Below are 24,643 nucleotides of genomic sequence, written 5' to 3' on the forward strand. Positions count from 1 at the left end.
GTCAGCCGAGCGCCCTGGGATGGGCTGCAGCGTAGACTTCCCGCAAAGTGTCAGCCGTGACCAACGTGTAGACCTGGGTGGTGGTTACCGATGCGTGCCCCAACAGCTCCTGGACTACGCGGACGTCAGCCCCGCCTTCCAGAAGATGCGTGGCAAACGAGTGCCGCAAGGTGTGCGGCGAAACATCCTTGGTGATGTTTGCCTTCTCTGCAGCAGTCTTGAGGATGGTCCAGGCACTTTGCCTGCTGATCCTGCCGCCCCGGGCGTTCAGGAACAACGCTGGCGTTCCCTTGCCCTTGGAAGCGAGCAGCGGCCTGCCCCGGACCACATAGGCCCCGACGGCGCGTGCACCGTAAGAGCCCAAAGGAACCAACCGCTCCTTGGAACCTTTGCCGAAGAGCCTGACGATTGCAGGTTCGCCACCGGCGTGCTCCAGGGATACATCGTCAACATCCAGCCCTACGGCCTCGCTGATGCGCGCACCGGTGGAGTAAAGAAATTCAAGCAAGGCCCGGTCCCTCAGGCCGGTCGCAGAGTCCGAACCCGCAGCTTCAAGGATCCGCGTTACTTCACCAACGCTGATGGCTTTCGGAAGCCGTTTGCCCGGCATCGGCGGGTGGACATCGCTGGCGGGATCCGACGTCGTGGTTCCTTCAAGGGCCCAAAACTTATGAAGCCCCCGCACGGCCACTATGGTCCTGGCAGCAGAGCGGACACCCAGGGCCGCAGCTCCATCGGAGCCGTCGGACAAGGCTTGGGCAAAGGCGGTGACATCATGCCGTGTAACGTCTTCGGGCCGTTCCGCGCCTTGACCAGCCAGGAAGTTCGAATATCGGGTAAGGTCACGGCGATAGGCATCCAAGGTGTTGGCGGCCAGGCCACGTTCCACTCCGACGTGCTGGAGGTAGTCCGTAACTCCGCGATCAATGCCGTTGGCGGTACGGGTGGCGGCCTCGGCCATTCTCAGCGCTGGCTCGGGTGCGCGGGCCATGGCGCGTCAGCGGGGCGCAGGCTGGAAAAGCCGTCAGCCTTCGCGGCGGCCGCTGCAAGGATTCCCAGAACCGCGGACGGATTGTGCAGGCGCCCTTCAAGGACGGCTTTCACGGCGTCGTCGAGCGGAATCCAGTGGAACTCAATTTCTGACTCTTCGTCCGTGCGGACATGCAGGTCAGCCTCGGGAACAGCGCTCAGCCCACGAGCCAAATAAATCCGAACAGCCTCGCTGGAGGATCCCGGAGAGTTAAAGAAATCCACCAGGACATTCCAGGTGGCCGCAACAAGATCAGCTTCCTCAGCGAGCTCCCTGGCAGCACCCACCACGAAATCCTCGCCCTCAACGTCCAGCAAGCCGGCCGGGATTTCCCAAAGGTCCATGCCAACGGGGTGCCTGTACTGCTTCAGGAGCAGGATTTCGCCGTCAACGTTCATCGGCAGCACGGCCACCGCCCCAGGGTGGTCGATGTAATCCCGGACCAGGGTGTCCGTATCCTCGCTGAGCTGGAAGGCGTCGCTGACCACATCCCAGATACGGCCTTCGTAGACCTTGCTGGTGGACAAAAGACGGCGCGGGCTCGGCATATCCGAAACCTGCCTTGAGGTGCTGGGGGTTTCAGAAATGCCGGGCATCGCGCCGTCCTTCGTTAGTGCTTGCGTTTACCGTCTACTTGGCAGCTACTGCTTACTTGGCAGCTACTGCGCGGGCACCGGTGTTCGTTCCCGCAACGCTGCCTTCACGACGCTCCAAGGCAGCCTTCACGAGGCCTGCGAAGAGCGGGTGCGGACGCGTCGGGCGGGAGCTGAGCTCCGGGTGTGCCTGCGTAGCGACGTAGTATGGGTGCACTTCGCGGGGAAGTTCAACGTACTCAACCAGCTTGCCGTCAGGAGAGGTACCCGAGAAGACCAGGCCCTCTGCCGCGATCTGGTCACGGTACTTGTTGTTGACCTCGTAGCGGTGGCGGTGGCGTTCGCTCACGGACGTGGTGCCGTACGTCTCTGCGACAACGGAGCCCTCGTCCAGCTTGGCTTCGTAGAGGCCCAGGCGCATGGTGCCGCCAAGATCTCCCTTGCCTTCCACAATGTCCAGCTGCTCTTCCATGGTGGCGATGACCGGGTACTTGGAGTCCGGCTCGAACTCACTGGACGAGGCGCCTTCCAGGCCAACCACGTTGCGCGCGTATTCGATCACCATGCACTGAAGGCCAAGGCACAGGCCCAGCACCGGAAGCTTGGATTCGCGGGCGAACTTCAACGCGCCCAGCTTGCCCTCAAGGCCACGGATACCGAAGCCGCCCGGCACGCAGATGGCGTCGACGCCGGCAAGGGACTTAGTGGCCCCCGCAAGGGTTTCGCACTCGTCAGAGGGGACCCAGCGGATCTTGACTTTGGCTTCATTCGCGAATCCACCTGCGCGGAGGGCCTCGGTCACCGAAAGGTAGGCATCGGGAAGATCGATGTACTTGCCCACCAGGGCGACTTCGACCTCGTGCTTGGGGTTGTGGACGGCTTCGAGCAGCTTGTCCCACTTGCTCCAGTCAACGTCCTTGAACGGCAGGTCCAACGCACGGACGATGTAAGAGTCCAGGCCCTGGGAGTGAAGCGTCTTGGGGATGTCGTAGATGCTGGGTGCGTCAGCGGCGTTGACCACGGCGTCGATATCGACATCGCACATGCGGCCGATTTTTTCGCGCATGGCGTCCGGCACTTCGCGGTCCGAACGGATCACGATGGCTTCGGGCTGGATACCGATGGAACGAAGGGCTGCCACGGAGTGCTGCGTAGGCTTGGTCTTCAGTTCCTGGGAAGGACCGATGTACGGAACCAGGGAAACGTGGAGGAAGAAGACATTGTTCCGGCCGATGTCCTGACGCACCTGGCGGGCCGACTCAAGGAAGGGCTGCGACTCGATGTCGCCAACCGTGCCACCGATTTCGGTGATGATGACATCCGGAGCGTTCTTGCCTTCGGAGGGAAGGCGCATGCGGCGCTTGATTTCATCCGTGATGTGCGGGATGACCTGAACGGTGTCTCCGAGGTATTCACCCCGGCGTTCCTTCGCGATGACCGTGGAGTAGATCTGGCCCGTTGTGACGTTGGCCGAACCTTCGAGGTTTTCATCGAGGAAGCGCTCGTAGTGTCCGATGTCGAGGTCGGTTTCGGCGCCATCATCAGTTACGAAAACTTCGCCGTGCTGGAAGGGATTCATCGTGCCCGGATCCACGTTCAAATAAGGATCGAGCTTCTGCATAGTTACAGACAAACCGCGTGCCCGCAGCAGGTGGCCGAGGCTGGAAGCCGTCAGACCCTTACCGAGCGAGGACGCCACACCACCGGTGACGAAGATGTGTTTGGTCGTCTTGGACGAGCCCGGGAACCGGGAATTTACACGGGAATTTGATCGCTGCACCACGGAATTCGAGCTTATCATCAATTACGCCTTCCAAGCGTCCGTCCGGATTCCCCAAATGGTCAATAGTTGCCCAAGACCATGCCTGCAATCAAGAGCCGGGCGGGACCAAGTGCACGGATGTGATAGTGGTCGCAGTCCGGCAGCAGCCGTGTGCCCGGAATTTTCTAGGCTCGCTGGGGAAGCAATTTCGCGTCGTCCAACAATTCCTGCGCGTGCGCCTGGGCAGATTCTGAGTCTTCCTGCCCGGCCAACATACGGGCAAGCTCCTTCACGCGCTCGTCGTCGTCCAGCAGTTGCACATCGCTGGAGGTGAATCCGGTGGACGTTTTTCCGTCGGCGCCCCGCACTGAAGTTTTGGTAACCCGGATGTGCTGATCAGCGAAGGCAGCAACCTGCGGCAGGTGCGTCACCACGAGGACCTGGACGTGGCGGGCCAGCATCGCCAGCCGGCGCCCGATCTCGACGGCGGCCCGTCCACCTACTCCGGCGTCCACCTCGTCAAAGACGAAGGTAGGAACAGGATCCACCGCAGCGAGCACTACCTCGATGGCCAGCATCACCCTTGAGAGTTCACCGCCGGAGGCTCCCTTGCCCAGTGGGCGCGCCGGAGCACCGGAGTGTGGCTGGAGGAGGAAGGCGATCTCGTCGGTTCCCCAGAGGCCAAGCGATCCACTGTCCTCTATTTGGATGATCAACGTGGCATCCGCCATGGCCAATGCCTTCAACTCTGCACTCACGCGGGCTGAGAGGTCCTTGGCCGCCTTGAGCCGGGCCTTGGTGATCGCTGCGGCCTGCTTACGCAGGGTAGCTTCGGTCGAAGCCACCTCGGCATCCAAGGATTCGATGCGGCTTGAATCGTCCTGCAGCTCGTCCAAACGCATCCGGGCCGTGGCCGCCCACTCCAGCACTTCATCGATGCTGGGGGCGTACTTGCGGATCAGTTTGGCCAAGGCGGCACGGCGTTCCTCGATTTCAGAGAGCCGTTCCGGGCCTTCGGTGTCCAATGCGGCTTGGTAGCTGGACAAGTCAGCGGCGATATCGTTCAGCAGGAAGCCAACTTCTGCAAGGCGTGCAGCAGCGGCTCCCAACGCCTCATCATGTTCTGCAACGTGCTCCAGCGTCCGCTTTGCCGCATCGACCATCGATGTGGCATCGCCGGCATCGCCGAATTCCTCGGCAATGAGCGACTCATGCGCCGCGGCCGCTGCGAGCCGGAGTTCTTCAACATTGGCAAGCTTCACGGCCTCAGCCTTGAGTGTCTCATCCTCACCCGGCTGGGGATCCACGTCATCGATCTCTTTGAGCGCCGCGTCCAGCGACTCCGCCTCACGAAGCCTTTCCCGCGCTTCGCTGCGAAGGGTCTCCAGCTCGGCCTGAATGGACTTCCAGTGGTTATACAGGTCCTGGTACTCCCCCAGGACCTTGGCCAGCTGTGCACCAGCGAAGCGATCCAGGGCGTGTCGCTGCGCGGTGGCGCTTTTCAGCCGGATCTGATCCGACTGGCCGTGCACCACCACCAGGCTCTCGCCAAGTTCGGCCAGAACTCCAACCGGCGCCGCCCGTCCCCCAACGTAAGCCCGGCTGCGGCCATCGGCACCAACGGTGCGGGCCAGCAGGAGTTCGGCGACGCCGTCGAACTCCTCAGCCTCGCCGCCGGCCTCCTTGGCACGCTCCACAGCACTGTGCCCTGGATCAAGCTTCAGGACTGCCTCGGCGGAGGCAGATTTGGCGCCGCTCCGAACGGCGCCGACGTCCGAACGGGCACCCAGGAGGAGCCCGACGGCGGTCACCACCATTGTCTTGCCGGCACCTGTTTCACCGGTAACGACGCTAAGGCCGGGACCTAGAGGCAGGGCGGCATCGGTAATGACACCGAGGTCACGGATTCGGAGTTCTTCAAGCATGCTTCACTTCGCATTCGTGGGATCGGATGGCTCACCGTGCCCCGGGTTCAGGGATGTTTCGGCGTCCCGGGGAGCACTCGTTTCCCGGGAATCACTCGCGTCCCGGGGAGTGGGCAAAGGAGCCGGTGAAAGGGTTCGGATCACGGGAATGGGGCCAGTGTGGACTTCCCCTGACCGGGGAGCCGGACCGCGCCAGCCGTGGATGGGAAGCTGGAACTTGCGCACAAGACGCGCCGAAAATGGAGTCTTGTGCGTCCGTGCCAGTCGTACAGGCGTGGCTGAGCGGGTCACCTCGACACGCGCTCCCGGAGGCAAGTCAACGGAGCGCCTGCCATCACACCAAAGGACACCTAAGGCATCCGTTCGATTCATGATTTCCACAGCCAGCTTGGATCGCGGAGAGACCACTAAAGGTTTGGCAAAAAGAGCGTGGGCGCTGATCGGGACAATGACGAGCGCTTCGACTTCAGGCCACACCACTGGCCCACCCGACGAAAACGCATACGCCGTTGATCCTGTTGGCGTCGCAAGGACCACGCCATCACAGCCGAACGACGTCAACGGCCGTTCATCCACCTCAGTGACGACTTCGAGCATCCGTTCCCGATTGGCCTTCTCGATAGCGGCCTCGTTCAGGGCCCAGGTATGCCAGATCTTCTGGCCCTTGATCCACACTTGGACATCGATCGTCATGCGCTCTTCAACGGTGTACTGGCGGCTGGCGATCCACTCAACCGTCTGCGCCAGGTCAGCACGTTCGCTCTCTGCAAGGAAGCCCACGTGGCCCAAGTTGACGCCCAGCAAGGGAACGTCCACCTCCCGGACCAGTTCCGCCGCGCGCAGGATGGTTCCGTCGCCACCCAGAACCATCACCAGTTCCACGTCTTCCAAACTCACGTCGTCGTGGAGGATCTCAATGGGGGTATCAACGGCACCAAAGAAGCGCTCGACATCTGCCAATTCTGACTTCTGAAGGACGGGCACCAGGCCCGACGAGTGCAATTGCGTACAAGCATCCCACGCCGCCCGGAGCGATTCCTCCCGCCCTGTGTGGGCAAGGACAAGTACATGCCTGCTCATCGGGTTCTGCTTTCTAGTCGTTTGGCCAGAGGTTCTTTATCAACGCAGCAACGTCCTCGTCCCGCTCTTCGATCTTAGGCAACACAGCGGACATCCTGCGCTTCATCCACAGGAAGTACTCAACATTTCCGTCCTGGCCCGGGAGTGGACTTGCCGCCAGGCCATGAAGTTCCAGCCCGGCATCCACTGCAGCGCGGGCCACTTGGGCCACCGCCCGGCGTCGTTCATTCTCGGAAGACACAACGCCCGTGCGGCTTAACCGCTCCTTGCCGACTTCAAACTGCGGCTTGACCATCAGGACAAGGTCTCCGCCATGTTCCGTGCAGGCAGCAAGGGCGCCCAGGACCAACGTCAGCGAAATGAAGGACAGGTCCGCAACGGTCAGCGCCGCGGTGCCGCCGATCTGGTCCGGCGTCATGTACCTGACATTAAGCCCCTCATGGACCACCACCCGGGGATCATTGCGAAGCAGCGGCACCAGTTGGCCGTGCCCGACGTCGACCGCCACCACTTGTGCCGCTCCTTGCCGAAGCAACACGTCAGTGAAGCCGCCAGTGGAGGCTCCGGCGTCGAGACACCGCCGGCCGAATACAGCGACCCCCGGAAACGCGGCCAGCGCGCCCGCCAGCTTGTGCCCAGCGCGGCTCACGTAGATGTCCTCAAGGTGGGATTGGACGGCCAGGTCTGTACCGGCGTCCACTTGCTGGGCAGCCTTTGCGAAGACAACCCCGCCCGAACTCACCTTGCCGTCGCTAATGAGCTTGGCAGCATGCGTCCGGGACCTCGCCAGCCCACGGGTGACGAGTTCCTGATCAAGTCTTGCCATTCGCTAATTCCCGCCTGCCGGGCGGGAACGAGTGGTATCCAGGTCCGCAGCAGGCGGCAGGCCAGGCTCAGCATCCAGAGCCTCCAAGAGGGAGTCATGAATTGCTGCGTACAACCCAGCATGATCGGCCACCGGAGCACCATGAACGCCCTCCAGCAAGCTTAGGGCACGGTCCACCGGGGCGTCGCCGGTGGAATCGAGAGCCTCCGGCCAGTGCACAGCGGTCCCTTCAGCCTCAGCTTCCGGGAGATTGTTGGGCTCAGTCATCGCACCAGTCTAATGAGTTCGCCATTCCAGCTGCGGCGCTTGGGCCACGGCAGTGTCCGGCACCGCAGCCCACCACGCGGCGCACGCCGCCCGCCAGGCGTCGAGGTCATCCTTATCCCCCGTGAGCGTGACCTTCCCGTCCTCGGCAATTGCCGATGCTGCACCGCAGCGGTAAGTGCCGGCGTCGCTCACGATTTCCGGGTATGGACTGTAAAGATCACCCAGATCCGCCAGAAGGTAATCGGGACGCTCTTCCGTCCGTGCAGCCAGAATCGTCAGCGTGGTATCGACGCCGGTGAGTACCGCCGCCGTCGCAAATCCAGCACGGTTGCCGCCCAGGATGTCCGTATCCAAACGGTCCCCCACCACCAAAGGGCGATCAGACTTCAAGCGCTTGGCAGCAGCGTGGAACAACGGCGCTTCGGGTTTACCGGCTACCAACGGCGTCTTGCCCGTTGCGGCGGCAACTGCCGCAACGAGCGTACCGTTGCCAGGAGCCATACCGCGCGCCTGCGGGATGGACATATCCGTGTTGGTCGCGAACCATTGGGCGCCACCGGCAACAACATAGGAGGCCTCAGCGAGGTCCTTCCAGCCGATCTCCGGGTTGAAGCCCTGGACAACAGCCACCGGCGATTCCGCCGCACTATGCACGGGCTTGAGGCCCACGAGTTCGATCTCGTGGGCCAAGGCCGCACTGCCCGTGATGAGCACGTGAGCCCCGGCCGGCAGCATGGAAGCAAGCAACTCCCCCGCGGCCTGCGAAGAGCTGACCACCTGGTGATCCTCCGCAGGCGCCCCGAGTTCCCTCAAGTGCGCGGCAACCTGGGCGGGAGTACGCGAGGCGTTGTTCGTCACGTAACCCAACCCGACGCCTACCGTTTCCAGGCGCTGCAGCGACTCCACAGCGCCGGGAATGGCATGGGGACCTGCATAAACAACACCATCAAGATCGGAAAGAACCGCGTCAAAGGACGAAATGAGTGAATCAGCCATGCTGGGAGTCAGTGCCCTGTTCCTCGGTGGGTTCCGTGTGGGAAACGGATTCCTCGGCCTCTTCTGCTTCCTCAGCTTCTTCTGCTTCCTCGGCTGAATCGATGTCCGATTCGGCGTCGTCCGACTCGAAGTAATCCGACTCGGCATCATCGATGTCAACGTCGTCTTGTTCGGCATCTGCAGCAGCCGCCTCGGCGATCACCGAGTCGCTTTCCGGCCTAACGACGTCGGAATCCTCCCCACGCTTCTCGAAGCGCGGCTTCCGTGCCGCTGCTGCTTCTTCCTGCTCGTCCCAGCCGAGATCAAGAATTTCCGGTTCCGCGAAGTCGCCAACACCCAGCGCGTTCTCGGCAACCAAGGCCTGACGAGCCCACTTTTCGGCTTCCTCAGTGCGACCCACCGCCGTCAGCGCTTCCGCATACGCACGGAACAGGCGGGGGCTGTAAGAGAACGCCCGGTTGATGTCCAGCTGCGGGATGTCAAGCTCGGCAACAGCAGCATCAAGCTGGTTGAGGTCCGCGCGGGCGCCCGACGCCACAATCGCCAGCTCTACCTTGCCCGGAGCATCCAGGTCCTGCGCTTCAGGAGACCGGACCATGTCCAGTGCACGGTCAGGGCGGCCAAGGCCACGCTCACAGTCCGCCATAACGGGCAGGTGAACGTTGGATCCGCTGATACGGCGGTACGTACGGAATTCGCGCAGCGCTTCGCCATAGTGACCCGCAGCGTAAGCCGTCAAGCCAACAGCTTCCCGGACAGCCGAGAGCCGGCCACCCCTTCGGCTGGCGGCCAAAGCGTGCTGGAAGGCCAGCTCCGGCTCGATGTCGATCAGGCGTCCAGCCATGACCAGATGCTTGGCAACCCAGCCTGCGCTCTGCTCTTCGAGGGTCTTGATCTGATGCCCGGTTGCGCGGTCAAGTTCCTTACCCGTGACATCCTCATCGATCTCGGGAGAACGTTCGCGGTCAGGGCGGTTGGCGCTGCGAATGTCCTTCGCGTTGGGGACCCGGGCCGGGCGCTCTTCCCAGGAGTTGGCACGGTCATTGTTGAAGGGACGACGCTCGCCGCCACGCTCAGGACGGTCACCGAACGGCTTGCGCTCGCCACGGTCGTTGTTGAAGGGACGACGCTCCTCGCCATCACGACGCGGGCCATCAAAGTTCCGCGGGCCACGCTCAGGGCGGCTACCGAAGGGCTTACGCTCGCCACGGTCGTTACCGAACGGACGACGCTCACCTCCACGCTCCGGGCGGTCACCGAACGGCTTACGCTCGCCACGGTCGCTGTTGAACGGACGACGCTCACCATCACGGGCCGGACGATCAGCGCGGTCACCACGGTCGCCGAAGGGCTTACGGTCACGATCGCCACCGAAGGAACGACGCTCACCATCACGGGGCGGGCGGTCACCGAACGGCTTACGCTCGCCACGGTCGCTGTTGAACGGACGACGCTCACCATCACGGGCCGGACGATCAGCGCGGTCACCACGGTCGCCGAAGGGCTTACGGTCACGATCGCCACCGAAGGAACGACGCTCACCATCACGGGGCGGTCGGTCGCCGAACGGCTTACGCTCGCCACGGTCATTGTTGAACGGACGACGCTCACCATCACGGGCCGGACGATCAGCGCGGTCACCACGGTCGCCGAAGGGCTTACGGTCACGATCGCCACCGAAGGAACGACGCTCACCATCACGGGGCGGTCGGTCGCCGAACGGCTTACGCTCGCCACGGTCGCTGTTGAACGGACGACGCTCACCATCACGGGCCGGACGATCAGCGCGGTCACCACGGTCGCCGAAGGGCTTACGGTCACGATCGCCACTAAAGGAACGACCCTGCTCGTTGCCGTCGCGATTCTCCCTGGAACGGAATCCGCGAGGATCTCCACCGGAGTTGTTGTTGGGGCGGAAAGAACCGCGGTCACCGCGATTCCCGCCAAAGTTCCCGCGATTGCCGTCGCGATTGCCGCCGTTGTGCTCAGCCATGGTGGATTCCTCCTGTTGCGAGCCGACCACTGGCGCGTGCGTAGTCGCTCATAACCCTTATTTCGTTGTCACGCCGTCTGCAGCACTGGGCTGCCGACTCGTATGTCTTATGCAATTCTAGGCGACAGCGCCTCAGGCGCCGAACGTCAGGGCACCTCCATGGGCGCCCCGTGGCAAGTCTCACAGCATTGTTGGCGCTGCGTCTTCTGGGCTTAAGTGGGGCAAGCCCCGGCCGTGGTGGTCGGGGCTTGGTTGGTTCTGGTGTGGCTGGTTGTCTCTTAAATGTGGGAGACCCCCCGTCCCTGGTGTGGGTTGGGGGGTCTCGACCTAATGTGTGTCCGGCGGTGTCCTACTCTCCCACACCCTCCCGGGTGCAGTACCATCGGCGCTGTGGGTCTTAGCTTCCGGGTTCGGAATGGGACCGGGCGTTTCCCCCACGCTATGACCGCCGTAACCTTGTTACCCGAACCCCTGTGTGCACCGGTTTGGGTGGCGGGGGTGGGAAGACTTTGTGGTTACAACATGTGTGTTCCCTCGGTGTTGAGGGTCCTGTGGTGTTGTTATTCAGTTGTTGGTTCCTGTGAGCAACGGGTTGTTGTTCGGGAACCACATAGTGGACGCGTGCAGTGTTGTGTGTGGTGTAAGTTGTTGGCCTATTAGTACCGGTCAGCTTCACGAGTCTTTGGTCCTCGCTTCCACATCCGGCCTATCAACCCAGTGGTCTGGCTGGGGGCCTCTCACACAAATTGTGTATGGAAATCTCATCTTGAAGCGAGCTTCCCGCTTAGATGCTTTCAGCGGTTATCCCATCCGAACGTAGCTAATCAGCGGTGCACTTGGCAGTACAACTGACACACCAGAGGTTCGTCCGTCCCGGTCCTCTCGTACTAAGGACAGCCCTTCTCAAATTTCCTGCGCGCGCAGCGGATAGGGACCGAACTGTCTCACGACGTTCTAAACCCAGCTCGCGTACCGCTTTAATGGGCGAACAGCCCAACCCTTGGGACCTACTCCAGCCCCAGGATGCGACGAGCCGACATCGAGGTGCCAAACCATGCCGTCGATATGGACTCTTGGGCAAGATCAGCCTGTTATCCCCGAGGTACCTTTTATCCGTTGAGCGACGGCCATTCCACAATGTACCGCCGGATCACTAGTCCCGACTTTCGTCCCTGCTTGAGATGTCTCTCTCACAGTCAAGCTCCCTTGTGCACTTACACTCGACACCTGATTGCCAACCAGGCTGAGGGAACCTTTGGGCGCCTCCGTTACTTTTTAGGAGGCAACCGCCCCAGTTAAACTACCCATCAGGCACTGTCCCTGACCCGGATCACGGGCCGAAGTTAGATGTCCAAAGTGACCAGAGTGGTATTTCAACGATGACTCCACCCGAACTGGCGTCCGGGTTTCAACGTCTCCCACCTATCCTACACAAGCCACTCCGAACACCAATACCAAACTATAGTAAAGGTCTCGGGGTCTTTCCGTCCTGCTGCGCGTAACGAGCATCTTTACTCGTACTGCAATTTCGCCGAGTTTATGGTTGAGACAGCGGGGAAGTCGTTACTCCATTCGTGCAGGTCGGAACTTACCCGACAAGGAATTTCGCTACCTTAGGATGGTTATAGTTACCACCGCCGTTTACTGGGGCTTAAATTCTCAGCTTCGCCCCCGAAGGGGCTAACCGGTCCTCTTAACCTTCCAGCACCGGGCAGGAGTCAGTCCGTATACATCGTCTTGCGACTTCGCACGGACCTGTGTTTTTAGTAAACAGTCGCTTCCCCCTGGTCTCTGCGGCCCACACCCGCTCCACAGAGCAAGTCTGTATCACGGGGCAGGCCCCCCTTCTCCCGAAGTTACGGGGGCATTTTGCCGAGTTCCTTAACCATAATTCTCTCGATCGCCTTGGTATTCTCTACCTGATCACCTGTGTCGGTTTGGGGTACGGGCGGCTAAAACCTCGCGTCGATGCTTTTCTAGGCAGCATAGGATCACCGGATCCCCCCGAACGGGGGTCCCATCAGATCTCAGGAGCGTGCTCGAAGCACACAGGAACGGATTTGCCTATCCCTGACCCTACATCCTTGGACCGGGGCAACCATCGCCCGGCCCGGCTACCTTCCTGCGTCACACCTGTTAATACGCTTACCTCCCGGGATCAGGTCCCGCGCTCGGCCAAAACCCACACACCACAAGGGTGGGCGGGCAGGCTCCGGGCGGTTAGTATCCCCCGCTTGGCATGGGCGGTTTTTCGCCGGTACGGGAATATCAACCCGTTGTCCATCGACTACGCCTGTCGGCCTCGCCTTAGGTCCCGACTTACCCAGGGCAGATTAGCTTGACCCTGGAACCCTTGATCATTCGGCGGACGGGTTTCTCACCCGTCTTTCGCTACTCATGCCTGCATTCTCACTCGTGTAGGCTCCACCGCTGGTTTCCACCGCGACTTCACTGCCCACACGACGCTCCCCTACCACTCCACACCCCTGAACCACGAAGGCTAGGGTACTGTGTGAAATCCACAACTTCGGCGGTGTACTTGAGCCCCGCTACATTGTCGGCGCGGAATCACTTGACCAGTGAGCTATTACGCACTCTTTCAAGGATGGCTGCTTCTAAGCCAACCTCCTGGTTGTCTTCGCAACTCCACATCCTTTCCCACTTAGCACACGCTTAGGGGCCTTAGTTGGTGGTCTGGGCTGTTTCCCTCTCGACTATGAAGCTTATCCCCCACAGTCTCACTGCTGCGCTCTCACTTACCGGCATTCGGAGTTTGGCTGACGTCAGTAACCTTGTAGGGCCCATCGGCCATCCAGTAGCTCTACCTCCGGCAAGAAACACGCAACGCTGCACCTAAATGCATTTCGGGGAGAACCAGCTATCACGGAGTTTGATTGGCCTTTCACCCCTACCCACAGCTCATCCCCTCCATTTTCAACTGAAGTGGGTTCGGTCCTCCACGACGTCTTACCGTCGCTTCAACCTGGCCATGGGTAGATCACTCCGCTTCGGGTCTAGATCACGCCACTACACTCGCCCTGTTCAGACTCGCTTTCGCTACGGCTACCCCACACGGGTTAACCTCGCGACGTAACACTAACTCGCAGGCTCATTCTTCAAAAGGCACGCCGTCACCAGAATCAGACTGGCTCCGACGGATTGTAAGCACACGGTTTCAGGTACTGTTTCACTCCCCTCCCGGGGTACTTTTCACCTTTCCCTCACGGTACTGGTCCGCTATCGGTCATTAGGAAGTATTTAGGCTTATCAGGTGGTCCTGACAGATTCGCACGGGATTTCTCGGGCCCCGTGCTACTTGGGATCCTCTCCAGGCGGTACACAACATTACGGTTACGGGGCTCACACCCTCTCTGGCCGGCCTTTCAAGACCGTTCACCTATGCCTGCACTACACACCCCACCAGTCCGGCAGAACCAGTACGGAAAGTCCCACAACCCCGCCCATGCAACGCCCGCCGGCTATCACACATGGAAACGGTTTAGCCTGATCCGCGTTCGCTCGCCACTACTAACGGAATCACTCTTGTTTTCTCTTCCTGCGGGTACTGAGATGTTTCACTTCCCCGCGTTCCCCCCACGCACCCTATGTGTTCAGATGCGGGTCACACAATCACCCAAAAGCGTTGTGCGGGGTTTCCCCATTCGGACATCCTGGGATCAACGCTCGGTTATCAACTCCCCCAGGCTTATCGCAGATTCCTACGTCCTTCTTCGGCTCCTAATGCCAAGGCATCCACCGTGTGCCCTTAAAAACTTGACCACACAAAGATCAAAAACTTACTCGAGAGAACCATGACCACAAGGGCCAGGTTCATTCATAAGAAATTGCTGTAAGAACACACACCCACCAACCCCCAAGGGAGCCGGCACCGTGCATGTTCTAGATGCTCGCGTCCACTATGTAGTTCTCAAACAACAACCCCATCAACCAGACCCCCGGACACCACAACCCACACACCCATAAAAGGAGCGGAGCTGCTGACAGTGACCGGTGATACCGGAAGCAGGAACAAAAGAAACACCAGAAGTGCCCCAAATGCATTGCTGCAAAAAGGTCCTGTTGCCTCAGGACCCAACAGTGCGCCAAACACAACCCACACAAACCACGCCCCAGCGCGTTCCTGACACCACCACACCCCCAAGGGGACGCGGCACTGCCGTACTAACACCAGGACACAACCGGTAAGGCCATGCCAAAAAAACTCTTGATTCGTTGATGTTTCCACCCATGAGCACCCACCGCAGAACAGACGCCTGCGCAATGGGCAACACTGACAACCCGTCATCCACCCATGCAGGCAAACAACACAGCTGTTAGCAGCTCCTTAGAAAGGAGGTGATCCAGCCGCACCTTCCGGTACGGCTACCTTGTTACGACTTAGTCCCAATCGCCGGTCCCACCTTCGACGGCTCCCCCCACAAGGGTTAGGCCACCGGCTTCGGGTGTTACCAACTTTCGTGACTTGACGGGCGGTGTGTACAAGGCCCGGGAACGTATTCACCGCAGCGTTGCTGATCTGCGATTACTAGCGACTCCGACTTCATGGGGTCGAGTTGCAGACCCCAATCCGAACTGAGACCGGCTTTTTGGGATTAGCTCCACCTCACAGTATCGCAACCCTTTGTACCGGCCATTGTAGCATGCGTGAAGCCCAAGACATAAGGGGCATGATGATTTGACGTCGTCCCCACCTTCCTCCGAGTTGACCCCGGCAGTCTCCTATGAGTCCCCGCCATAACGCGCTGGCAACATAGAACGAGGGTTGCGCTCGTTGCGGGACTTAACCCAACATCTCACGACACGAGCTGACGACAACCATGCACCACCTGTAAACCGACCGCAAGCGGGGCACCTGTTTCCAGGTCTTTCCGGTTCATGTCAAGCCTTGGTAAGGTTCTTCGCGTTGCATCGAATTAATCCGCATGCTCCGCCGCTTGTGCGGGCCCCCGTCAATTCCTTTGAGTTTTAGCCTTGCGGCCGTACTCCCCAGGCGGGGCACTTAATGCGTTAGCTACGGCGCGGAAAACGTGGAATGTCCCCCACACCTAGTGCCCAACGTTTACGGCATGGACTACCAGGGTATCTAATCCTGTTCGCTCCCCATGCTTTCGCTCCTCAGCGTCAGTTACAGCCCAGAGACCTGCCTTCGCCATCGGTGTTCCTCCTGATATCTGCGCATTTCACCGCTACACCAGGAATTCCAGTCTCCCCTACTGCACTCTAGTCTGCCCGTACCCACTGCAGAACCGGAGTTGAGCCCCGGTCTTTCACAGCAGACGCGACAAACCGCCTACGAGCTCTTTACGCCCAATAATTCCGGATAACGCTTGCGCCCTACGTATTACCGCGGCTGCTGGCACGTAGTTAGCCGGCGCTTCTTCTGCAGGTACCGTCACTTTCGCTTCTTCCCTACTGAAAGAGGTTTACAACCCGAAGGCCGTCATCCCTCACGCGGCGTCGCTGCATCAGGCTTTCGCCCATTGTGCAATATTCCCCACTGCTGCCTCCCGTAGGAGTCTGGGCCGTGTCTCAGTCCCAGTGTGGCCGGTCACCCTCTCAGGCCGGCTACCCGTCGTCGCCTTGGTAGGCCATTACCCCACCAACAAGCTGATAGGCCGCGAGTCCATCCAAAACCACAAAAGCTTTCCACCACCATGACATGCGCCAGATGGTCGTATCCGGTATTAGACCCAGTTTCCCAGGCTTATCCCAGAGTCAAGGGCAGGTTACTCACGTGTTACTCACCCGTTCGCCACTAATCCCCCAGCAAGCTGGGATCATCGTTCGACTTGCATGTGTTAAGCACGCCGCCAGCGTTCATCCTGAGCCAGGATCAAACTCTCCGTTGAAGTAAAACAAATCAAACAGACACAACCACACCCACCGGAAATAACGACGGACGCGGCTGCACAAAATTCGAAACCAGCTGAAAACCAGACCACCACACACGGGGGTGCGCAGCAATCCGGCCATAATTTCAACCAATCAATAAAACAATCGGCATCAACAAACTTGGCACACTATTGAGTTCTCAAACAACAGACACTAACCGGCACCACCGGACCCCTACAGGGCCACAGGATCGCTCCGGAGCAACTTTTCAAACTTACCCGATCAACCCGATCCATGCAAATCAACGTTTCCGCGATTTCCGATCCGATCTTCGGCCCCACCCGGCACCGGCACGCCCAAAAGCGCACCATTTTCCAGGCTGTTATCAAAGGGGTTGGCCCCCGCAGTTCCCAGCACCAGGCTGTCTCACTCGCGGCGACTCAGAAGACATTACACGCCCACCAGCCCCGACACAAATCCACCCCCACACCAACCAAAAACCCCGCAAACACGTGCCAAACAAGGCCACCCAAACCCAAAACCACCCCAAAACCACGAAAACAACCACCCGTGAAGCCCGTCACACCAGCCAACACCCCGCGACCCGGCCGCCAAACACCAAACCCAACCACCGCCGTCGAACATTCCCAACCCGCCACCAATGGGCGACAGGACATGAGAGTGCCCCTATGTTTTTCGTCAAGTGGTGGCGGGTGTTGGGGGTTGGTAGAGGGCGCCGTCGCGGAGCATTGCGTAGAGGGTGTCACAGCGGCGTCGTGCCAGGGCAATGATTGCCTGGTTGTGGCGTTTTCCTTCGGCGCGTTTGCGTTCGTAGTAGGCCCGGGACGGCGGGTCGTGGAGCGCAGCGAACGCGGAGAGGAAAAGAGTTCGTTTGAGGACTTTGTTGCCTTTTCTGGAGGAGTGGTCGCCGCGGATGGAGGACCCGGATCGCCAGGTGACTGGGGCCAGCCCGGCGTAAGAGGCCAGGTGCCCGGCGGTGGGGAAGTCTTTCCCGGCGACTTCGGTGAGGATTCGTGCGGCGGTCCTGATGCCCACGGCCGGCAGAGACATCAGGACCGGGTGAAGAGGGTGGGCCTCCACGAGAGCTTCGACCTGGGTGAGGACCATGGCGCGGTTTTCGTGAAGCCCGGAGAGCATGGCCGCGAGCTGGGGCAGCACGATGGTCGCGGCATTCGTGCCGACAACAGTGACTGTTTGCCGGCCCAGGGCCTCGATGATTTCATCGGCAAGGCGTTCGCCCATCCGCGGCGCGAGTTTGGTCAGCCGGTTCCCGATCCGGCGCCGGCCTGCGTGACGGAGCGCTTCGGGGGTAGGCCAGGTCCGCAGCAGGTCCAGCACCGCAGGATGATCCATGTAGGGTCCCAACACCCTTTCCAGAGCAGGGTGGATCTGGGTGAGCAGCCCGCGGATCCGGTTCGAGGTCGCCGTGGCCTGCTTGGCCAGGTCATCATCGAAACCACAAAGCATGCTCAGCTCAGCGAGCTGCTCATCGGCCAACTGAACCGAGCGCAATGTATGCGGCATGGTCCTGGCGGCCTCGGCGATGATGAACGCATCCCGGGCATCGGTTTTCGCCTCTCCGGGGTGCAGGTCCGCGATCCGGCGCATCGCCAGCCCCGGCAGATACCCGACAAGAACACCGGCGGCCTGGGCCACCGCTACCGGCAACGCGCCGATGGTTGCTGGCTGGTCAACGACCAACAACACTCGTCCGGCGTCCTCGAGTTCGGCGATGATTTCCCGGATTTTGGCTTCATCGTTGGGCAGCGCCCGGTCCAGCAATTTCTTTCCGGCCCGGTCCACGGCAACGGCATGATGGACGCCCTTGCCAACATCCAGACCAATAAACACTTCGACACCATCGTGGTTCGCGATCATCCGGTCCCTCCAGTCGTAGTCAGCTCCCATGCTGGCCCGGCAGCGGTGTCAGGACCCGGCACCCACGTTACGCACGACGTTCCCGAACTGTCCTGCCCCTATCAGCGGTCTCCCGGCACCTACCAACCCCGGTGACAACACTCTCAAGATCATCGGATCGACAGAGGAACGCAATCATGCCGGGGCAGCAGGCCAGCACACCCACATCCTGCACCAGGAAACGGGCTACGAAAAAGGTAACGAGGGATCCCCAAACACGCCCCGACGTGAGAGAAGAACGGTCCAAACGCATCCGGATGTGAGAGAAGGATGCTCGAAAACAACGACGATGTGAGAGAACAACCGGGGGCGGGACGGCACCACTCCACCCCCGGGTCCAGGACAAGCACGCTTAAACGCAGAAAAGGCCGGCAACCATAACGGCTGCCGGCCCTTTCGAAACGGGACTACTGAGAAAACCTAGGCTGAAACCTCAATGGTCGCCAGGTTCTTCTTGCCCCGTCGAAGGAGCAGGTACCGGCCATGGAGGAGCTCGTCCTGGGCGATGACGGCGTCGGGATCGGACACCTTCGTGTTGTTCACGTACGCGCCGCCCTCCCCCACGGTACGTCGGGCTGCCGACTTACTGTCGGACAGACCCGAGGCCACGAGCAAGTCAATGATGCCCAGACCGTCGGCGCTGATCTTCGCGGACGGAAGTTCCGCCGTCGCTGATTCCAGGGTGTGCTCGTCCAGGACGGTGAGGTCGCCGTTGCCGAAAAGCGCTGCGGAGGCGGCGATGACCTTTTCGGTCGCATCGATGCCGTGTACCAACGAGGTCACTTCGAACGCAAGCTTCTTTTGGCCTTCGCGGGCAAAGGGCCGCTCAGCAACAGACTGGCCAAGCGCTTCAATTTCCGCACGCGAAAGGAAGGTGAAGACCTTCAGCCGATCGACAACATCGGCATCGGCCGTGTTCAGCCAGAACTGGTAGAACGCGTACGGGCTGCACATTTCGGGGTCCAGCCAAATGGCGTTGCCCTCGCTTTTGCCGAACTTGGTGCCGTCCGAGTTGGTGATGAGCGGCGTACCCAGGGCGTGGACGCTCTTGCCCTCCACCTTACGGATGAGCTCGGTACCGCTGGTGAGGTTGCCCCACTGGTCCGAGCCACCGGTCTGCAGTGCACAGCCGTAGTCACGGAACAGTTGGAGGTAGTCCATGCCCTGCAGGATCTGGTAGCTGAACTCGGTGTAGCTGATGCCCTCGTCGGAGCTCAACCTCGACGCGACAGCATCCTTGCGCAGCATGGTGCCCACACGGAAGTGCTTGCCGATTTCACGCAAGAAGTCGATGGCGCTCAGCGGCGCGGTCCAGTCCAGGTTGTTGACCATGCGCGCTGCGTTGTCGCCCTCAAAACTGAGGAAACGGCGCACCTGGCCCTGAAGGTAGCCGACCCACTCCGCAACGGTGTCCTTGGTGTTCAAGGTGCGTTCCGCCGTCGGACGTGGATCGCCGATCAGGCCCGTGGAGCCGCCCACCAAGCCGAGCGGCTTGTGGCCGGCCAGCTGCAATCGACGCATCAGGAGGAGCTGCACGAGGTTACCCAGGTGAAGGGACGGCGCGGTGGGGTCGAAGCCACAGTAATACGTGATCGGGTCCCCGGCGAGCAGCTTTTCCAGTTCCGTTTCATCGGTGGAAACGTGGACAAGGCCGCGCCATTTGAGCTCCTGCCAGATGTTGGCAAAGGCGGGATCGTTGTGCTGGGACTCGATGTTGTTTACGTGTGACACGAGTTCTAAGTTAGCAGGATTGTTGAGCCTGCTTTTCCTAGCGTTCAATGCCGGCAGGCAGCGGTGCCGCAGCGATGAGCCTGAGCCGTTGCGTGGGTCGGGTCATGGCGACGTAGAGGTCGCCCACCTTGCCGTGCTCGTGATTGAGCATGGCGGCTGGTTCCAGGACGATGACGCCATCAAATTCGAGGCCCTTCGCTTCCTTGGGGCTGATGACCACGATGTCCTGTTCGTAGCTTCCGGCCCCGGAGCCGATGCGCCGACCGTAGATTTCACGCAGCGCCGCAGCCGCCTGCGGCAGCAGGGGGCCATCGGCGATCACAGCCAGCAGGCCGCCGTCGATTGCTTCCACTTCCTCAGGCAGGACCTCGACCAAGCGGGAGACAATTCCGTCCGCATCGACGCGGTCCACAATGGGCGACCATTTGCCTTCGCGCACGGCCTTCGGAGCTGAGACCACAAGGCCTGCGCGGTTGGCCATCCGGACAGCGGCTTCCGCGATCTGGGACGGCGTGCGGTAGTTGACGGTGAGCTCTTCGAGTTGCCAGCGGTCACCGAACGACGGCGCCAGCGCGCTTTGCCACGAATTGGCGCCGGCCGCGGCACTCGTTTGGGCGATATCCCCCACGATCGTGAAGGACTTCAACGGGCAGCGACGCACGAGGAGCCGCCACTGCATGGCCGAAAGCTCCTGTGCCTCATCAACCACGATGTGGCCGAAAGCCCAGGAACGGTCACTCGTGGCGCGCTCGGCTGCGGTGAGCCGGTTCTCGCGTTCCTGGTTCTGGTCTGCCAGTTCTTCGGCGCTCACCAGGACATCCACGCCCATGGCTTCCATGTTGGCCAGGGTCTGCTTGGCGTTGGCGAGATCGCGGGCGCGGTCGGCTTCCTGCTGGGCCAGTCCCCTGCCCGCGGCAGGGTCCAGCTCACCGAGCAGCTCGGCAGCTTCGTCCAGGAGCGGCACGTCCGCCTCGGTCCAGGGAGCATCGACGGGCCTCTGCAGGAGGGATCGCTGTTCCGGTGTGAGGTGCGGCGTGCAGGCTTCCAGGATGGCGGGCTTGCTGAAGAGCTCGGAGATCAGCTTCTCCGGTGTCATTGGCATCCAGCACAGGTTCAACGCGATACGGACGTCCCGGGCAGACCGGACGTCTTCGGCGAGGTAGGCGCGATCGGCGTTATTGCCGATGTTCGATTCCTCGACGAGGTCCGTCAGTTGCTCCGTGAGCTCACGGAGGAGGATCTTGACGAACGTCAGCCGGGCTTCGTTGTGGGGTTTGCCGGTGGCCCGGGCCTTTTCCCGTGCCCGGCGTACCTGGCGGACAGTCAGCGTCAGCTTGCGGGAATCCACTTCGAGAATGCGGTCTTCCGCAGGCGTGCGCTGCCGGTTCGCTACAGCGTTGGCCACCACCGTGGCCATGTCGAGCTTGCCTTTGAGGGCAGCGACGTCGGGATCTTCCTCGGGAACAGCGTGGATTCCGGGCATAAGCCGGCCAAGACTGGCCATGACGACGCCGGTCTCGCCCAGCGACGGCAGCACACGCTCGATGTAGTGCATAAAGGACGACGACGGTCCCACCAGCAGCACGCCGGCACTCTTAAGTCGATCACGGTGCGTGTACAGAAGGTAGGCGGCACGGTGGAGTGCCACTGCGGTCTTACCCGTCCCCGGACCACCTTGCACGACGAGCGCGCCCGAGATTGAGGAACGGATGATCCTGTCCTGCTCCGACTGGATGGTTCCCACGATGTCCGACATGCGGCCCGTGCGCTTGGAATTCAGGGCCGCAAGGAGCGCGCCCTCGCCCTGCAGGGAATCGTTGTCCGCGAGCATCCCGGCATCCAGGACATCGTCCTCGATCGCCTTCACGTCGCGGCCTTGCAGGATCAGGTGTCGACGGCGGCGCACACCTTGGCGGTCGAACGCGGTGGCCTGGTAGAAGTGGCCGGCTTCGGGCGCGCGCCAGTCAACCATGAGCCGCTGCAGATCGGCCGTGGACAACCCGATGCGGCCAATGTACTGGGCCTCACCCGAGTCCAGATCCAGGCGGCCGAAAACCAAACGGTCATCGACGGCGTCGAGCTGGGCAAGGCGGTCCTCATACAGCGCGGCGAACGCGTCACGTTCGGACACGTTTTGCATGGTTCCCACTGCACCGGCCTTGCGCACCTGGGCCAGCTGGGCGCGCTTTTCTTCGCGCAGCTCATCGAGCCGGGCATATAGCCCAGCAACGTATTCCTGCTCGTGGACCAAATCAGCGTCGTGCATCGAACCGTAACCCCTATCGCAAAAGACAGACCGTCCATTCTACAGCGATTTTGGTAAACGCGTGGGGTCCAGGTCATATGGCGGACCAGCGGCCAAAGTTCACGCCCGGTTGCGGGGCCGCGCCGCTTTGTACCGTGACACCGTTGGATCATCTTCGATCCAGAATCGCCAGGGATAGTCCGTACTTCCACCAGGGCCAGCCACCCCTACCCGAGGTCCGCTGGCCACGGCCGCTGCCGGCGTCTTAGGCAGCCAGAAGCTGAACGGTGAGGCGAGCGCGTCACGGCCCGTGTCCGCCGTCGTAAGTCCCAGCGCCGATGCCAGGCGTGCAGGTCCACTGGCCAAGTCCTTGTGCGTTTTGGAGGCAGGCCTGCGGACAGTGGCAAGCCCCTCCCCTTCTACAATCTCGCCGGCCCGCAAGAGCAGCGCAGACGGCGAACCCTGGGGACCGCAGACGATGTTGGCGCAGTAGTGCATGCCATAGGTGAAGTAAACGTACAGGAATCCTGGCGGTCCGAACATGGGTGCGTTACGCGCCGTGGGACCGCCGAAAGTGTGCGATCCGGGATCGGGGTGTTCGGAATCGCGTGGGCCCATGTACGCCTCCACTTCGGTGAGCCTCACCGCGACCGGGCCGGCTTCGGAGTGGTGGGTGAGCACGGCGCCGAGGATCAGTGGAGCGATGGCACGGGGGTCGCCCTCGAGGAACTTGCGCACTTTTTCGGGATCGCTGACTCCTTTCTCCATGGACGAGCTCATGCCCAGACCCTAGCAAAAATCGTGGAACGGCCATGTCCGATTACCGCTAGCAGCGGGCATGGACTCCTGACAGGATGAGGGAATGGACTTCTGGCAGCGCTACAGGGCAATTGACGCCCGCGACACACGCTTCGACGGACAATTCTTCACGGCCGTCAGCTCCACAGGCATCTACTGCCGGCCGTCCTGCCCCGCCCGGACGCCGAAGGCCGAGAACGTCACGTTCTACGAGACCTCGGCCGCTGCCCACGAAGCCGGGTACCGCGCTTGCAAGCGATGCCTCCCCGAGGCCGTCCCCGGAACACCGGCGTGGAACATCCGATCTGACGTTGCCGGCCGTGCAATGCGTTTGATCAACGACGGCGTTATCACCCGCGAGGGCGTCGACGGCCTGGCGCACCGCCTGGGGTACTCCGCCCGCCAGCTCAACCGGATCCTTAGCCACGAACTCGGCGCCGGCCCCCTCTCACTGGCACGGGCCAGCAGGGCGCAGACGGCCAGGGCGCTGTTGGTCTCAACGGACATGCTCCTCGCCGATGTCGCCTTCGCCTCAGGGTTCAATAGCGTGCGGCAATTCAACGACACCATCGGCGAGGTTTTTGCGATGACCCCGACGGCGTTGCGTGCCACAGGCTCAAAGTCCGGCGTTCGCCGGGGTGCTGCCGCGCCGACTGCCCTGACGCTTAACCTGCCTTACCGGGAACCATTTGATCCAGGCATCTTCGACTTCCTGGCCGTCCGTGCGGTGCCCGGAATTGAAGTGGCACGTACCGAAGCCGACGGAACCAGGAGCTATGGCCGCACCCTCCGCCTCCCCCGAAGCACCGCCTCTTTCTCCGTGGTTTACAGCCCCTCGACGTCGGGCAAATCCTTGCAATTGACGGCCACGGCTGTGGACCTGCACGATCTTCCTGCGTTGTTGAGCCGCGTCCGGAGGTTGTTCGACCTGGACGCGGACCCGCAGGCAATCGACGAAGCACTGGGAACAGACCCGCGGCTCACGGGGAGCATCACGGCGATTCCCGGAATTCGCGTGCCGGGAGCAGTGGACCCCCAGGAATTGCTTGTCAGGGCAATGATTGGTCAGCAGATCACAGTTGCTGCTGCTCGAACAGCACTGACACAGTTGTCCGCTGTTGGCTCCCTCGCCGAGACCCCCACCCCCGGGCTGGAGCGGCTGTTTCCGACGCCGACTGAAATCGCCGGACACGGACGCGAGCTGCTGCGGGGACCCCGGCGTCGCATCGAGTCCGTCATTGCTGCGGCCGAAGCTATGGCCACAGGGGCCCTTGAGTTTGGCTACGGCGACGATGTTGCCGCGCTGGAGCGCAAGCTGCTGCCGTTGCCAGGAGTTGGGCCGTGGACCGTAGGGTACGTCGCCATGCGGGTGCTCGGAGCGCCGGACGTTTTCCTGGGCAATGACGCGGCAGTTCGAAACGGATTGAAAGTCCTCCCGCCTGGCCCGGGCCTCAGCTCTGACTTCCGGGAAGTGAGCCCCTGGCGGTCCTACGCCACCATGCACTTGTGGCGCGCGGCAGCAAAGCCCAACGACGCATCGCCCCAAAAGCGTCAGGATGTGAGAGAAGATCGGCCCAAAAGCGTCAGGACGTGAGAGAAGATCGGC

The 24,643-nt window shown here is 61.4% G+C and carries 14 protein-coding genes, 3 rRNA genes and 1 pseudogene; 2 read left to right on the forward strand and 16 right to left on the reverse strand.

The features are described 5' to 3' along the window. Nucleotide 1: 1 nt before the first annotated feature. From xerD to ACTAQJ_RS08195, 9 genes are all read right to left on the reverse strand, one after another. Nucleotides 2-991, reverse strand: a complete 990-nt coding sequence (xerD, locus tag ACTAQJ_RS08155; RefSeq protein WP_498701659.1) for a site-specific tyrosine recombinase XerD — start codon at nucleotides 989-991, stop codon at nucleotides 2-4. Beyond that, nucleotides 964-1,626 carry an NUDIX domain-containing protein gene (locus tag ACTAQJ_RS08160; RefSeq protein ID WP_498701660.1) on the reverse strand — a complete coding sequence of 221 codons (663 nt, stop codon included), beginning with the start codon at nucleotides 1,624-1,626 and terminating at the stop codon, nucleotides 964-966. Before ACTAQJ_RS08160 ends, xerD begins: the two co-directional genes overlap by 28 nt. Before the next feature lie 52 nt (nucleotides 1,627-1,678). After that, a complete protein-coding gene (pyrG, locus tag ACTAQJ_RS08165; protein ID WP_431119582.1) occupies nucleotides 1,679-3,424 on the reverse strand; it encodes a CTP synthase in 1,746 nt (581 codons plus the stop codon). Nucleotides 3,425-3,570: 146 nt separating this feature from the next. Then, the gene (gene recN / locus ACTAQJ_RS08170) at nucleotides 3,571-5,310 is read right to left on the reverse strand and encodes a DNA repair protein RecN (RefSeq protein ID WP_498701661.1); all 1,740 of its coding nucleotides are present in this window, start codon (nucleotides 5,308-5,310) and stop codon (nucleotides 3,571-3,573) included. 3 nt (nucleotides 5,311-5,313) lie between these two features. After that, nucleotides 5,314-6,390 (reverse strand): NAD kinase, encoded by a 1,077-nt coding sequence (locus ACTAQJ_RS08175; RefSeq protein ID WP_431119578.1) that lies wholly within the window; start codon nucleotides 6,388-6,390, stop codon nucleotides 5,314-5,316. Between the two features lie 13 nt (nucleotides 6,391-6,403). Further along, entirely contained in the window at nucleotides 6,404-7,216 is an 813-nt protein-coding gene (locus ACTAQJ_RS08180; RefSeq protein ID WP_431119576.1) for a TlyA family RNA methyltransferase, read from the reverse strand. Nucleotides 7,217-7,219: 3 nt separating this feature from the next. After that, nucleotides 7,220-7,483 (reverse strand): hypothetical protein, encoded by a 264-nt coding sequence (locus ACTAQJ_RS08185; RefSeq protein WP_431119574.1) that lies wholly within the window; start codon nucleotides 7,481-7,483, stop codon nucleotides 7,220-7,222. A 9-nt stretch (nucleotides 7,484-7,492) separates the two neighbouring features. Continuing rightward, on the reverse strand, nucleotides 7,493-8,479 hold the full coding sequence (locus tag ACTAQJ_RS08190) for an HAD-IIA family hydrolase (RefSeq protein ID WP_431119572.1): 987 nt from the start codon (nucleotides 8,477-8,479) through the stop codon (nucleotides 7,493-7,495). Then, on the reverse strand, nucleotides 8,472-9,323 hold the full coding sequence (locus ACTAQJ_RS08195) for a hypothetical protein (protein ID WP_498701662.1): 852 nt from the start codon (nucleotides 9,321-9,323) through the stop codon (nucleotides 8,472-8,474). The genes ACTAQJ_RS08190 and ACTAQJ_RS08195 overlap by 8 nt, the downstream gene beginning before the upstream one ends. Nucleotides 9,324-9,329: 6 nt before the next feature. Between ACTAQJ_RS08195 and ACTAQJ_RS08200 the strand changes: the two genes are divergently transcribed. Continuing rightward, on the forward strand, nucleotides 9,330-10,526 hold the full coding sequence (locus ACTAQJ_RS08200) for a hypothetical protein (protein ID WP_498701663.1): 1,197 nt from the start codon (nucleotides 9,330-9,332) through the stop codon (nucleotides 10,524-10,526). Between the two features lie 282 nt (nucleotides 10,527-10,808). Here the strand turns inward: ACTAQJ_RS08200 and rrf are convergent. The 7 genes and pseudogenes from rrf to ACTAQJ_RS08235 form a co-directional block, all read right to left on the reverse strand. Then, nucleotides 10,809-10,925 (reverse strand): 5S ribosomal RNA (gene rrf, locus ACTAQJ_RS08205). A 182-nt stretch (nucleotides 10,926-11,107) separates the two neighbouring features. Beyond that, a 23S ribosomal RNA gene (locus ACTAQJ_RS08210) occupies nucleotides 11,108-14,252 on the reverse strand. Nucleotides 14,253-14,821: 569 nt separating this feature from the next. Then, nucleotides 14,822-16,342 (reverse strand): 16S ribosomal RNA (locus tag ACTAQJ_RS08215). Together the 16S, 23S and 5S rRNA genes form the textbook arrangement of a ribosomal RNA operon. Nucleotides 16,343-17,024: 682 nt before the next feature. After that, nucleotides 17,025-18,286, reverse strand: a pseudogene (locus ACTAQJ_RS08220) (IS110 family RNA-guided transposase). 397 nt (nucleotides 18,287-18,683) lie between these two features. Next, a complete protein-coding gene (tyrS, locus tag ACTAQJ_RS08225) occupies nucleotides 18,684-19,994 on the reverse strand; it encodes a tyrosine--tRNA ligase (protein WP_431119567.1) in 1,311 nt (436 codons plus the stop codon). A gap of 37 nt (nucleotides 19,995-20,031) precedes the next feature. Next, complete coding sequence (locus ACTAQJ_RS08230) at nucleotides 20,032-22,260, reverse strand: HelD family protein (protein ID WP_498701664.1); 2,229 nt, start codon at nucleotides 22,258-22,260, stop codon at nucleotides 20,032-20,034. A 99-nt stretch (nucleotides 22,261-22,359) separates the two neighbouring features. Beyond that, nucleotides 22,360-23,007: a DNA-3-methyladenine glycosylase gene (locus ACTAQJ_RS08235; RefSeq protein WP_498702164.1), complete on the reverse strand. Its 648-nt coding sequence runs from the start codon at nucleotides 23,005-23,007 to the stop codon at nucleotides 22,360-22,362. Nucleotides 23,008-23,101: 94 nt separating this feature from the next. Between ACTAQJ_RS08235 and ACTAQJ_RS08240 the strand changes: the two genes are divergently transcribed. Beyond that, nucleotides 23,102-24,631 (forward strand): DNA-3-methyladenine glycosylase 2 family protein, encoded by a 1,530-nt coding sequence (locus ACTAQJ_RS08240; protein ID WP_498701665.1) that lies wholly within the window; start codon nucleotides 23,102-23,104, stop codon nucleotides 24,629-24,631. The last annotated feature ends 12 nt before the right edge of the window (nucleotides 24,632-24,643 follow it).

The organism is Arthrobacter sp. alpha11c, assembly GCF_054149985.1.